We start from the raw sequence: 13,069 nt of genomic DNA on the forward strand, positions 1-13,069 counted from the left end.
CCGTCTCTCAAGCGTAGCGCGCGGCGAGCGCCTCGGCCGACGCGAGGTAGCCGCCGCCGAACAGCACGGCGTGGGCGGTGACCCCGAACAGCTGATGGAGCCCGATGCGGGTCCGCCAGTCCGCACCGATGTCCGCTGTCCCGTAGGCGTCCTCCCAGGCGCCGAGCACGGTCTCGAGGTGCGGGGCGCCGAACAGGGACAGCATCGCGAGGTCGACGAGCGGGTGGCCGGCGATCGCCGCCGGGTCGATGAGGGTGCCGCCGGAGGCGGTGAAGAGCAGATTGCCCGCCCACAGATCGCCGTGGAGCCGGGCCGCCGGCGCATCGTCGTCGAGGTCTCCGGAGGCGAGCCGGTCGATGACCCGGCGCAGCACCGGGGAATCGGCGGGCAGCCGGTCGACGAGGTCGGCCAGGCGCACCGCGGTCGCCTCGCCCATCGAGGTGCTCACCGCGGTGGCGACGGGCAGCGGGTCGCTCAGCGGGCCGAAGCGGTACTGCTCGACCCCCGGGGGCAGGGTGCCGTGGGCGGGGCAGGGCGAGCGGTGGAGCGCCGCGAGCGCGGCGCCGAACTCCGCCGCCGCGTCCCGTGTGGGCGGCACCGCGGTGAGCCGTTCGAGGACGAGGGCCTCCGGCGACACCGAGAGCACCTCGACGACGGGGACGGTTCCGGTCTCGGCGAGCCAGGCGAGCCCGGCGGCCTCGGTGGGGAAGAGGTCGGCGGGGGCGCCGGCGGCGGACTTGCGGAACGTCATCGCGGAGCCTTCCGGCGGCCGGGGACGAACGCCGACACCGTCGGATCGCCCGGGATGCTGAAGCGCCACGGGAACGCGGCGGGATCGGCGCCCGGACCGCTCACCCCGACACGGGGGCCGGTGACGTGCGCGGGAGGGCGGGCGGCCGGCGCGAAGGACCATTCGCCGCCGAACAGGTCGGCTCCGTCCGTGGTCGCGTCCGCCCCGAACGCCTGGGCGACGCAGCCCGGTCCGCGGGCGAGGTCGCGCTCGCGGAGGGGAGTGCGGCGCCGGACCGCGCGGCGTTCGCGGACGAGCGCGTGCCCCGCGGTGACCTCGCCGGCGCGGAGGAGCAGTCCGGTGGGGGCGCCCGCCGCTTCGCACACGATGTTGAGCGAGAAGTGCATGCCGTAGATGAAGTAACAGTAGAGGTGGCCGGGCGGGCCGAACATCGTGGCGTTGCGGCGGGTGCGGCCGCGGTAGGCGTGGGAGGCCGGATCGATCCGGCCGTCGTAGGCCTCGACCTCGGTGATCCGGATCGCGACCGGCTCGACCCCGGGCAGGTGCCGGGTGAGCACCCCGTCGAGCACCGCGGGTGCGACGTCGAGGACGGGGCGATCGAAGAACGATCGGTCGAGCACCGGCCTCAGGCCTCCTCGTCGTCGCCGAACCGCTTGAAGCCGAGGATGGTGAGGGCGATGATGCCGGATGCGGTCGCGAGCGCCATGACCGACGACCCGAGGTCCGAGTCCTTCTTCTCCTCGTACTTCCGGGGCGCGGAGGGGATCTCGGAGAAGATCGGCTGGTCGTCGGCGGTGCCCATCCAGGCGGCGACGACGAGGATGATCCGGGCGAAGACGTTCATCGAGAGCATGATCGCGATGACCGGGCCGAACAGCGCGGCGGTCGGCGAGCCGGAGAACAGGTCGATGAGCACGGTGGCGAGGTTGAGGAGGGCGGTGAGGGCGATCGCACCCATGAGGGAGCCGAGCATCCGGGTCCGCTTGGTGATCGGGGTGATCGGGATCATCGTGAAGATGAACATGAAGATCAGCCATGACATCGCGAGCGTGATGATGATCGGGGTGATGGTGAGCACCGGGGTGACCCAGTCGGGCAGGCCGAGCCACGACACGATCGTCGTCTGCAGGCCGGTTCCGACGACGGTGAGCGCGAGGGTGATCGCGACGCCGACGAGGATGCCGAGCAGGGTGACGGTGTTGTTCACCGTGCGGATGATGAAGTTCTCCTTGGGCTTCGCGCCCATCTCGCTGCGGAGCTGGGCGCGGATCGCGTCCTTGAGGTTGCCGATGAATCCCTGCGCGGTGTAGAGCGCCGACAGCACACCGATGATGCCGACCGTCTGCCAGTTGTCGAGGAAGTTCCGGAGCATCTCGACGAGCGCGTCCTGACCCGGCGCGGCCTCCTCGAGGTATCCGACGATGACGTCGACCCACTCCGGCCGGATGACGTCGAGGACGAAGCCGAGGGCGGCGAACGCGAACATCAGCGTCGGGATGAGCGCGAGGACGAGGAAGTAGGTGATCGCCGCGCCGAACTGGTTGCCGAGCCGGAGGTTGAACCGCTGCACGGTCGCCATGAGGTGCTGGACCGCTGGGCGGCGCATGAATGACTTCGCGGACTGCGCGGCGGAATTCGAGTTCGTCAGGAGGCGTTCACTGGATTCCATGGCCGAGGCGTTCCTTACGTCTGCGAGCGGGCGGGTCTGGCGTATCGACTGTACTTCACCGTCGACTCTAGTCGCACCGGCGGCCGCGCCGACCGAGGCCCGGGGGAGCGGTCCGGCGGCGCACCCGTCCCGGTCCCGGAAACGTTTAGGTGCGCCCGATAGCCTGGAGACCATGACTGCAGACGTGACGACGATCGTGGCCGCCGGGTCCGGACAGGCGCTCACCGGATTCACCGGCTGGGTGGTCTCGGTGATGGAGAGCCTCGGCGCGGTGGGCGTGGGCCTCATGGTGGCGCTCGAGAACATCTTCCCCCCGATCCCCAGCGAGATCATCCTGCCGCTCGCCGGCTTCACCGCCTCCCAGGGATCGATGAGCCTGTTCGCCGCGATCGTGTGGGCGACGGTCGGCTCGCTCGTCGGCGCGATCGCGCTCTACTGCATCGGCTATGTGTTCGGCCTCGACCGGCTGCGCCGGTGGGCGTCGAAGATCCCGCTAGTCGACATCGACGACATCGACAAGACCGTGGCATGGTTCCACCGCCACGGGCAGGCGGCGGTGTTCTTCGGACGCATGGTTCCGATATTCCGCTCCTTCATCTCCATCCCCGCCGGCGTGGAGAAGATGAACATCTGGCTGTTCATGGCGCTCACCACGGCCGGCAGCGCGATCTGGAACACGATCTTCGTCGTCGCCGGCTACCTGCTCGGCGAGAACTGGCACGTGGTGGAGAACTACGCGGGGGTCTTCCAGAAGATCGTCATCGCCGTCGTCCTCATCGCCGTGGTGTGGTGGGTGATCCGCCGTATCCGCCGCAACCGGAGGGAGAAGCACCTCACCGAGCAGATCGAGGCCGAGGACCCTGGGGCGCGCTGAGCGGGATCGGGCCGAGGTCAGCGAGGATCGGGGACGGACGATGAACACGCAGCGCTTCAAGGCGGTCGCAGGGTACGCCGCCCTGCTGGTCTCAGCGGTGGGCTACCTCGTGTGCAGAGTCGTGCTGGTCGGGTATATGGAGTCCGGAGTCGGCGTCGTGGAGACGGTACCGATCGGGATCGCTCTGGGAGTCCTCGCCGTGGCGGCGGGAGCCGTGGGAGCGTGGTTGCTCGTCCCGGAACGGCGATTGGCGGTCGTTCTCGGTCTGGGGTTCCTCCTCGTCGCGGGGCCCACTCTGCTCGGTGCGATCGTGAACCTCACCGATTTCCTGTCAGCGACCGGATACAACGCCTTCGGTGCGCTCAACATCATGGTCGGCAACAGCGTCCTGCCGTTCGGAGCGGTCCTCGCGCTGCTGATCGCAGGGTGGTCCGCGGTCCGGCAGCTGCGGCGGCGGGGCCGGCAACAGCCCTCACGTGCTCCGCACTGACGGCACGGGCACGGAGGAGCACTGAGTGATAGAGGTCGGTCAATCAGCCCGCGCAGAATCGAAAGACCTTTCCCGGCAGGATAGGCCCAGCACTCTGACCCACCCGGCGGATCGAGGGTGCGACATCTTTGATTCCATTGCCGTGAAAAGCGATTTCACGCTATATGCTTCGGTCAGCGGCATCGCCGCAACTCACCACCGAATAGAAAACTGGTTCAATGATGAAGCCTAGGTCTATAACCGCGCTCGGGCTCTTAGCCATCGGCAGTCTGATTCTTGCAGATGCCGTCGCTACCCCCCCCAGCTGCGGCCGCGGAAGACGTCGAAGTCTCGAGCAATGTTGCTCCTGAGGAGGAAGCAGCCAGCGTAGCTGAAGCGCTCGAAGCTGCAGAGGAATCCACGGGGATCAATGAGGTGCCCACCATCGCTTCTTACGAGGTCCGATTTACCGATGAGGGCCAAATTGATTCTGGTCAGCGGCTGGTATCGGAATTTCCTCTTCCGGAGAACTGTGTCAGCAGCGCAGCTGCGGAAAGTCTTCAATGTGATGGTGTCGACGTCATGATCGAGCCTGTGGCACTCACTGTGTCCGGGGACTCCGTACCCATTACTGCTGCTGTCACGGATGCCGGCATCGTTGTCACCACTCACCCGCTGAACGCTGAGACGGCCCACATCCTCACGATGTACGTGGGCGCTTCCAAGGATGCCGATCTGCTGCCGATCGCGGCCGATGCCTTTGCGTGGATGCTTGCCGCAGAAGGATCGCAGAGCGGGAGTGACGCACCCGTCACCGACGAGGAGGAAAGTGAGTGGACCGAAGAGGATTCGGATGCTGAAGCTCCACCCGACGAACTCGGCGAGGAATGGGTGCCTGCTGATGGCGAGTTCGACGAGTCGGCCGGGGAACCCACTCAGCCTCCGCTGATCGCGTATGGATCCTTCACCCGACCCAAGCAGGTCAAGGTCCCGAGCAATTACGTCTACTGCTCCGTCTGGGTCACCTCACGGTGCAGGCCTAAAGCTTTGCATGACTACTGCACATGGTCCCCGGACAGCTTCTCTTATACCGCTACGCGTGGTGCAGTCCCGGTCAGAGCTAGTTTCAAGGGACCATGCGCTCGGCATGACTTGTCGATCGACTCCATCCGGAAGAAGAAGATCTCGCTGTCCTCGAAGCGGTCTCAACGTGCGAAGGCAGACACACGATTCAAATCTCATCTGCGCCAGAACTGTGCGTACAGTCTTTACAAGACCAAGGCCGGCCGCGTGAAATGCTACGACCGCGCAGCGCTCTACTACTCGATCGTGTCTGATAAGGCCAGAACATGGGATGGAAAGTGAGCGCCCGACGATCGACGGTGATCGCCGGGTACGCCGTCCTGCTGGTCTCAGCGGTGGGCTACCTCGTGTGCCGCAGTGTCCTGGTCGGCTTCATGGACGGCGGCGTCGATGTCGTGCCGAGCCTGGTGCAAGGAATCTCATCGGGGACCCTCGCCGTGGTTGCGGGAGCCGTGGGAGCGTGGCTGCTCGTCCCGGAACGGCGGCTGGCGGTCGTTCTCGGTCTGGGGTTCCTCCTCACAGCGGGCCCCACGCTGGTCGGGGCCATCTTCGATCTCAGTGATTTCCTCGCGGGCGGGTACAACGCGATCGGTACGATCATCCTCATCATGATCGGCAACAGCGTCCTGCCGTTCGGAGCGGTCCTCGCGCTGCTGATCGCAGTGTGGTCCGCAGTCCGGCAGCTGCGTGCGCGACGCGCCCCTCGCACTCCGCCACCACCGAGCTGACGGGACCGGTTCGACGCACGCGGGGCCCGGCACCGGGAGTGCCGGGCCCCGCGCTGAGCGCGCGGGTCAGGTGATGAGCGCGCGGCTCAGGTCCAGGCGGCCGCGGTGTGCGCCGGGTCCACGGTGTCGTGGGGGAGCGGCGCCTCGGGCGGGGTGCCGTCGCCGAACGGCGAGCCGCCGAACCGCTCGTCGCGGCCGTGCGGGCTGAACCAGCCGGAGAGATCCGGGCCGACCGGCACGATCTGCGTGGGATTGATGTCGGTGTGGACGATGTAGTAGTGCTCCTTGATCTGCACGAAGTCCACGGTGTCGCCGAATCCCGGCGTCTGGAAGAGATCCCGAGCGTAGCCCCAGAGGTTCTCGAAGTCGCTGAGCCGGTTCCGGTTGCACTTGAAGTGGGAGTAGTAGACCGGATCGAAGCGCACGAGCGTGGTGAACAGGCGGACGTCGACCTCGGTGATCGCATCCCCCATGAGGAAGCGCCGGTCGGCCAGCCGGGCCTCGAGCGTGTCGAGCGCGGTGAACAGCCGGTCGAAGGCCGACTCGTACGCCTCCTGCGACCCGGCGAAGCCGCACCGGTACACCCCGTTGTTGACCTCGGTGAAGATGAGCTTGATGAGCGGGTCCATCTCCGCGCGCAGCGCCTCCGGGTAGAGGTCGGGCGCTCCCTCGCGCTGGAACCGGCGCCACTGGGAGGAGAAGTCGAGCGTGATCTGGTTGTAGTCGTTCGTCACGACCTTCCCGCTCGGCACGTCGACGATTGCCGGCACGGTGATGCCGCGCGGGTAGTCGGGGAACCGGGCGAAGTACGCCTCCTGGAGGCGCTCGATGCCGAGCACGGGATCGCGGCGGTCCGGGTCGAGGTCGAAGGTCCACGAGCGCTTGTCGTGGGTGGGTCCGGGCATGCCGATCGAGATCGCGTCCTCGAGGCCGAGGAGCCGGCGGACGATCATCGTGCGGTTCGCCCACGGGCAGGCGCGCGCCGCGATGAGCCGGTAGCGTCCGGCCTCGACCGGCCAGTCCGCCTGCGGGTCGTCGAGGATCCGGTCGGTGATGTAGTTCGTGTCCCGGTTGAACTCCTGGCCCTGAGTGACGTAGTTGCCCTTGGTGTCGTGCTCGTCGGTCACGGTGTCCTCCTCTTCGTGACGTGCTGCGATGGCTCCGGTGCCGCTCCGGGGGTGTCCCGGGCGACGGCGGGCGGTCCTCATTCATCCTGTCACATGCACCCGGGGGTGCGGATGTGAGACGATCCGGTGCGCGGACTCCGGGCCGGAGGCGCGCAGATCGCCGGGCGGACGGCAGGGAGAAAGGGACGGAGCATGGGTGCGCTGCGGGTGCCGGGCTGGGTGTGGCCGAGGTCCCTCGGCCGTCTCGATGTCGAAGCCGGGCTGCGTGCCGGGATCTGCGTGCTCCTGCCGCTCCTCGCGCTGCTGCTCGCCGGCGTCCCGCACCTGTCGGCCTGCATCGCCTTCGCCGCCTTTACCGCGCTCTACGGCCGCTCGGAGGCCTACCGGTCCCGCTGGGTCACCGTCTGCACCGCCGGGGCCTCGTTCCTCGTCGTCATCGCCGCCGCGATGCTGATCGCGCTCCTCGGCGGGTCCGCGGTCGCGACGGTGATCGGACTCATCCTCGTCTCCGCCCTCGGCGTCGTGCTCTCCACCGTCATGGGCTGGGTGCCCTTCGGCTCGGTGTTCTTCGTCTTCGCCTTCGCGGTGATCTCCTCGATCCCGCTCGGCGCGGGGGAGTTCTGGCCGCGGTACGCGCTCTCGGCGGGCACGGTCGTGTTCTGCGTCCTCGTCGCACTCCTCGGATGGCTGCCGCGCAGGATCCGAGGCGCACATCGGCGGCACCTCCAGCGCCTGCGGAAGGTCGCCCGCACGCCGGCCGCGCTGCGGGATCCCGTCGTGTGGCTCCATGCGGGGGAGACCGCGCTCGGCGTGGTGACCGCCCTCCTGATCGCCGCGGGCCTCGGCCTCAGCCGCTCGTACTGGGCCGCCGTCGCGGTCGCGGCCTGCATGCCCCGGCCGCACGCGCCCCGGCAGGTCACCCGGATCGCCCACCGGGTCCTCGGCACCGCCGTCGGGGTGGTCGTCACCGGCCTCGTGCTGCTCCTGGAGCCCTCGATCTGGCTCACCATCGTCATCGCCGCGGTGTGCCAGGTGCTCGCGGAGCTCTTCGTCGGTCAGGCGTACTGGTTCGCCCTGCTCTTCATCACCCCGCTCGCGCTGCTCGTGGGGCAGCTCTCCGCCCCGGCGCCGGTGTCGCTCATCCTCACCCACCGGGTGCTCGACACGACGATCGGCGGCGCGGTGCCCCTCGTCCTCGTGCTCGCCGGCACCGGAGCGGCGGTGACCTGGCGGGAGTCGCGGCGCCGCGACGACGACGGGGCCGCCGCGAGGGCGTGAACCCCCTGCGACGGCCCCACGGCCACAGCGCTCAGGACTGAGCGCCGCCGCCGTAGATCGATTCGATGTCCTCGGCGAAGTCGCGGTCGATGAGGTGGCGCTTGACCGACTGCTTCGCCGACAGGTACCCGTTCTGCTCGGTGAGCTCGGTGGGGACGATCCGGAACTCCCTGATGCTCTCGGCCTTCGACACCGTCTGGTTCGCGCGGTCGATCGCCCGCGACACCGCCTGCCGCACGCGCTCGTTGCCGGCGGCCTCCTCGAGCGACATCGCCGGCAGGCCCTTGTTCTCGAGCCAGGCGGGCAGCATCTCCGGGTCGAGGAAGATCAGCGCGGAGATGAACTTGCGGTTGTCGCCGATGACGACCGGCTGGCCGATGATCGGGTGCCGGCGCAGCTGGTCCTCGAGCGGTGCGGGGGCGACGTTCTTGCCGCTCGAGGTGACGATGAGCTCCTTCTTCCGGCCGGTGATCCGGAGGTAGCCGTCGGAGTCGAGCTGTCCGATGTCCCCGGTGGCGAACCAGCCGTCGACGAAGGTCTCCGCGGTCGCCTTCTCGTTCTTCCAGTACTCGCGGAACACGCTCACACCCTTGGCGAGGACCTCGCCGTCGGGGGCGATCGCGATCGCGCAGCCCGGCAGCGGCACGCCGACGGTGCCGATCTTCGAGTTCGCGGACACGTTGACAGTGATCGGCGCGGTGGTCTCGGTGAGGCCGTAGCCCTCGAGGACGGTGAGGCCGATGCCGCGGTAGAAGTGGCCGAGGTGCTCGCCGAGGGGCCCGCCGCCGGACACCGCATGGGTGGCATCGCCGCCCATCACCGCGCGGAGCTTCGAGTACACGAGGCGGTCGAAGAGCGCATGCTGGACCCGCACGCCCAGCGGCACCGAGCCGGTGTCGAGCGCACGCGAGTAGGCGACCGCGACGGACTCGGCGCGACGGAAGATCTTCCCCCGGCCGCCGGCCTCGGCCTTGGCGAGCGCGGAGTTGAAGACCTTCTCGAACACGCGCGGCACGCCGAGGATGAAGTTCGGCTTGAACGTGCCGAGGGAGTCGGTGAGCTTGGTGAGGTCCGCGCTGTGGGCGAGGACCACGCCGTTGCTGATCGAGAGCACCTGGATGAAGCGGGCGAACACGTGCGCGAGGGGGATGAACAGCAGGCACCGGTTCCCAGGCCTGACGACCTCGGAGATCTGGTGGGCGGCGGCCTGCGAGGTCTGCACGAAGTTCGCGTGGGTGAGCACGCAGCCCTTCGACTTGCCGGTGGTGCCGGAGGTGTAGATGAGCGTGGCGACGTCCTCGGAGCGGACGGCGGCGCGGCGGGATTCGAGCAGCTCGTCGGACACCGACTCCCCGGCGGCGCGGAGCTCGGCGAGCCCCGCTTCGTCGTAGATCCAGATCGTCGCCTCGCGCCCCTCGGTGGCGCGCACGATGCGCTGCGCGTGCTCCTGGGACTGGACGAAGCCGCAGGTGACCTCGGCGTCCTCGATCATCCACGTGAGCTGATCGTTCGACGAGGTCTCGTAGAACGGCACGGTGATGCCGCCGGCGTACCAGATCGCGTAGTCCGCGAGCGTCCATTCGTAGGCGGTCTGGCCGAACAGGCCCACCCGCTGGCCCACCTCGACGCCCCGGGCGACGAGGCCGCGGGCCACCGAGCGGACGTCGTCGAGGAACTCCTGCGCCGACACCTCCGCCCAGCCGTCGCCGGCCGGACGGGCGAGCAGGGGCGCCTGCGGGTCGGTCGCGACCCGGGCGAGCAGGACGTCGGTGGTCGACGACGCGGTGTCGAGCTCGAACCCCTCGACGGGGGTGACCGACTGGACCATGGTGCTCTCTGACATGTGCACATCTCCTTCGATTGCGACCGGTTCGCGGGCGCACACGGGAATCCGGTGCGCACGGCATCGCCCTCGATCCTATGGCGGATCGGCGGCGCGCGGAGGACTGCTGCGGGGAATCGTTGCCGTTTCTCCACACTTCCCCGGCGGGTGCCGACCGCCGTTCCTGGCTCGGGGACTACTGCTGAGTAGTCCGCCGGGAGCGGCTGAGCGGCGGAGCCGGGGTGTCGCCGTCACCGCACCGGCGTCGCAGCGCCCGGCGCCGCCTCGCGGGGTGCGGGGGCAGGGCGTACCATGGAGAGGTTGATCTCCGCACGTGAAAGGACCCCCATGAGCTCTGCCGTCGAGCAGCCCGATCCCGTCGACTTCCGCTATGACGCGGAGCTCGCCGGGCGGATCGAGACGAAGTGGCAGCAGCGGTGGCAGGACGAGCGGACCTTCGCCGCGCCCAATCCGGTGGGCGACCTCTCCGCGGTGCCCCGCGGGGTGCGGGCCGAGGACCTCGAGCCGGTCTACCTCATGGACATGTTCCCGTACCCCTCGGGCAAGGGGCTGCACGTCGGGCATCCGCTCGGCTACCTCGCCGTCGACGTCTTCGCGCGGTTCAACCGGATGCTCGGCCGGAACGTCATGCACGCCCTCGGCTACGATGCCTTCGGCCTGCCCGCCGAGCAGTACGCGGTGCAGACCGGTCAGCACCCCCGGGTGACCACTGAGGAGAACATCGCGAACATGCGCCGGCAGCTGCGCCGGCTCGGCCTCGGTCACGACGACGCCCGGACGTTCGCGACGACGGATCCGGAGTTCGTCAAGTGGACGCAGTGGATCTTCCTCCAGATCTTCAACTCGTGGTACGACCCCGAGGCCCGCGACGGGCAGGGCGGCGCCCGCCCGATCGCCGAGCTCGTCGCGCAGTTCGAGGCCGGCCGCGACACCGGGACCGGCGAGCCGTGGTCGGCCCTCGACCCCGCTGAGCGCGAGGCGGTCCTCCAGCAGCACCGTCTCGCGTACGTCTCCGACGCGCCCGTCAACTGGTGCCCGGGGCTCGGCACCGTGCTCGCGAACGAGGAGGTCACCGTCGAGGGCCGCTCCGAGCGCGGCAACTTCCCCGTCTACACCCGCCGCCTCAAGCAGTGGAACATGCGGATCACCGCGTACGCCGACCGGCTCGCCGACGACCTCGACGCCGTCGACTGGCCGTCGGCGGTCAAGCACATGCAGCGCAACTGGATCGGCCGCTCCACCGGCGCCTTCCTCACCTTCACCGCGCCCGGCGACATCGCCGTCGAGGTCTACACCACCCGCCCGGACACCCTGTTCGGCGCGACCTCGCTCGTGCTCAGCCCCGAGCACCCGCTCGTCGACGCGCTCACCGCCGATTCCTACGCCGCGGACGTGCCGGAGACCTGGCGCGGCGGTGCGGAGACCCCGGCCGAGGCGATCGCCGCCTACCAGCGCCGGGCCGCCCGGATGACGCCCGCCGAACGTCAGGAGAACCGCGAGAAGACCGGCGTGTACACCGGCACCTCGGTGGTCAACCCCGCGACCGGGAACGCGATGCCGGTGTTCGTCGCCGACTACGTGCTCATGGGCTACGGCACGGGCGCCGTCATGGGCGTGCCGGCCGAGGACCAGCGCGACTGGGACTTCGCCCGGACCTTCGGGCTGCCCTACATCCGCACGGTGCAGCCGGCCGAGGGCCACGACGAGGACTCCGCCTACACCGGCGATGGTGAGAAGATCAATTCCTCGAACGCGGAGATCGACCTCGACGGGACGAGCGTCGACGAGGCCAAGGAGCGGATGCTCGAGTGGCTCTCCGGCAAGGGGCTGGCGCGGGCGACCACCCAGTACCGGCTCCGCGACTGGCTGTTCTCCCGGCAGCGCTACTGGGGCGAGCCGTTCCCCATCGTCTACGACGAGCACGGCACGCCGATCGCGCTGCCGGAGGACCAGCTGCCCGTCGACCTGCCCGAGGTGCCCGACTTCTCACCGCGGACCTTCGACGCCGACGACCTCGAGAGCGAGCCGGAGCCCCCGCTCGGCCGCAACGCCGACTGGGTGAACGTCACGCTCGACCTCGGCGACGGGCCGAAGCAGTACCGCCGGGAGACGAACACCATGCCCAACTGGGCGGGCTCCTCGTGGTACCAGCTGCGCTACGCCGATCCGCACAACGACGAGAAGCTCGTCGACCCCGCGAACGAGGCGTACTGGCTCGGCCCGAAGTCCCCGGGCGGCTCCGGGGGAGTCGACCTCTACGTCGGCGGCGTCGAGCACGCCGTCCTCCACCTCCTCTACGCCCGGTTCTGGCACAAGGTGCTGTTCGACCTCGGGCACGTGAGCTCGTTCGAGCCGTTCCACAAGCTCATCAACCAGGGCTACATCCAGGCCTACGCCTACACCGACTCCCGCGGCGCCTACGTCCCGGCCGAGGAGGTCGAGGAGCGCGTCGACGGCTCGACCTCGACGTACTGGTACCAGGGCCAGGAGGTCGCGCGCGAGTACGGCAAGATGGGCAAGTCGCTCAAGAACATGGTGACCCCCGACCAGATGTACGCCGAGTACGGGGCGGACACCTTCCGCGTCTACGAGATGGCGATGGGACCGCTCGAGCTCTCCCGCGCGTGGGAGACGCGCGCGGTGAGCGGCGCGCAGCGATTCCTCCAGCGGGTGTGGCGGCTCGTCGTCGACGAGGCCACCGGCGCGTCGACCGTCACCGAGGAGCCGGCGGACGAGGCGACGCGCACGGTCCTCCACGAGACGATCGCCGGAGTCCGCGACGACATGGAGCACTTCCGCTTCAACACCGCGATCGCCAAGCTCATCGTCCTCACCAACCACCTCACCAAGGTGGGCACCGCCCCGCGCGAGGTCATCGAGCCGCTGACGATCATGCTCGCCCCGCTCGCCCCGCACATCGCCGAGGAGATCTGGGAGATGCTCGGGTACACGGAGACGATCACCTATGTGCCGTTCCCGGTGCACGACGAGTCCTACCTCGTGCCCGACACCGTGACGTGCGTCGTGCAGGTCAAGGGCAAGGTGCGCGATCGCCTCGAGGTCGCCCCCGACATCGATGCCGCCGAGCTCGAGCGCCTCGCGCTCGAGTCGCGCGGCGCCCAGCGCTCGCTCGCCGGCGCCGGGGTCCGGAAGGTCATCGTGCGGGCGCCCAAGCTCGTCAACATCGTCCCCGACGCCTGAGGGTCGAGCACCCCGGCGGGGCGGGTGCGCCCCGCCGGGTGAAACA

The 13,069-nt window shown here is 69.1% G+C and carries 11 protein-coding genes; 6 read left to right on the top strand and 5 right to left on the bottom strand.

Going from position 1 to position 13,069, the window contains the following annotated elements:
• Window positions 1-7 precede the first annotated feature (7 nt).
• From C1A17_RS00850 to C1A17_RS00860, 3 genes are read right to left on the bottom strand one after another with little or no spacing between them, the layout of a single operon-like run.
• Window positions 8-751, bottom strand: a complete 744-nt coding sequence (locus tag C1A17_RS00850) for a fructosamine kinase family protein (protein WP_101649834.1) — start codon at window positions 749-751, stop codon at window positions 8-10.
• Window positions 748-1,371 (bottom strand): DNA-3-methyladenine glycosylase, encoded by a 624-nt coding sequence (locus C1A17_RS00855; protein ID WP_219618228.1) that lies wholly within the window; start codon window positions 1,369-1,371, stop codon window positions 748-750. The genes C1A17_RS00850 and C1A17_RS00855 overlap by 4 nt, the downstream gene beginning before the upstream one ends.
• Before the next feature lie 5 nt (window positions 1,372-1,376).
• Entirely contained in the window at window positions 1,377-2,420 is a 1,044-nt protein-coding gene (locus C1A17_RS00860; RefSeq protein WP_101649836.1) for a YhjD/YihY/BrkB family envelope integrity protein, read from the bottom strand.
• Between the two features lie 172 nt (window positions 2,421-2,592).
• On the opposite strand from C1A17_RS00860, the gene C1A17_RS00865 reads away from it, so the two are divergent.
• The 4 genes from C1A17_RS00865 (at window position 2,593) to C1A17_RS00880 (ending at window position 5,574) form a co-directional block, all read left to right on the top strand.
• The gene (locus C1A17_RS00865) at window positions 2,593-3,294 is read left to right on the top strand and encodes a DedA family protein (protein WP_245873359.1); all 702 of its coding nucleotides are present in this window, start codon (window positions 2,593-2,595) and stop codon (window positions 3,292-3,294) included.
• 40 nt (window positions 3,295-3,334) lie between these two features.
• Window positions 3,335-3,784, top strand: a complete 450-nt coding sequence (locus C1A17_RS00870) for a hypothetical protein (protein ID WP_101649838.1) — start codon at window positions 3,335-3,337, stop codon at window positions 3,782-3,784.
• A gap of 282 nt (window positions 3,785-4,066) precedes the next feature.
• Window positions 4,067-5,128: a phospholipase A2 gene (locus C1A17_RS00875; protein ID WP_101649840.1), complete on the top strand. Its 1,062-nt coding sequence runs from the start codon at window positions 4,067-4,069 to the stop codon at window positions 5,126-5,128.
• Window positions 5,129-5,145: 17 nt separating this feature from the next.
• Complete coding sequence (locus C1A17_RS00880; RefSeq protein WP_101649842.1) at window positions 5,146-5,574, top strand: hypothetical protein; 429 nt, start codon at window positions 5,146-5,148, stop codon at window positions 5,572-5,574.
• 86 nt (window positions 5,575-5,660) lie between these two features.
• Here C1A17_RS00880 and C1A17_RS00885 read toward each other — a convergent pair whose 3' ends face one another.
• A complete protein-coding gene (locus C1A17_RS00885; RefSeq protein WP_245873361.1) occupies window positions 5,661-6,701 on the bottom strand; it encodes a glutathione S-transferase family protein in 1,041 nt (346 codons plus the stop codon).
• A gap of 192 nt (window positions 6,702-6,893) precedes the next feature.
• Here C1A17_RS00885 and C1A17_RS00890 point away from each other — a divergent pair, with 192 nt between their 5' ends.
• Window positions 6,894-7,979 (top strand): FUSC family protein, encoded by a 1,086-nt coding sequence (locus C1A17_RS00890; protein ID WP_101649846.1) that lies wholly within the window; start codon window positions 6,894-6,896, stop codon window positions 7,977-7,979.
• A 31-nt stretch (window positions 7,980-8,010) separates the two neighbouring features.
• On the opposite strand, the gene C1A17_RS00895 is transcribed toward C1A17_RS00890, so the two are convergent.
• Window positions 8,011-9,822, bottom strand: a complete 1,812-nt coding sequence (locus tag C1A17_RS00895) for an AMP-dependent synthetase/ligase (RefSeq protein WP_101649848.1) — start codon at window positions 9,820-9,822, stop codon at window positions 8,011-8,013.
• Window positions 9,823-10,149: 327 nt separating this feature from the next.
• Here C1A17_RS00895 and leuS point away from each other — a divergent pair, with 327 nt between their 5' ends.
• The gene (leuS, locus tag C1A17_RS00900; protein WP_101649850.1) at window positions 10,150-13,023 is read left to right on the top strand and encodes a leucine--tRNA ligase; all 2,874 of its coding nucleotides are present in this window, start codon (window positions 10,150-10,152) and stop codon (window positions 13,021-13,023) included.
• The last annotated feature ends 46 nt before the right edge of the window (window positions 13,024-13,069 follow it).

It is taken from the genome of Brevibacterium ihuae, assembly GCF_900184225.1.
GTDB lineage: Bacteria > Actinomycetota > Actinomycetes > Actinomycetales > Brevibacteriaceae > Brevibacterium > Brevibacterium ihuae.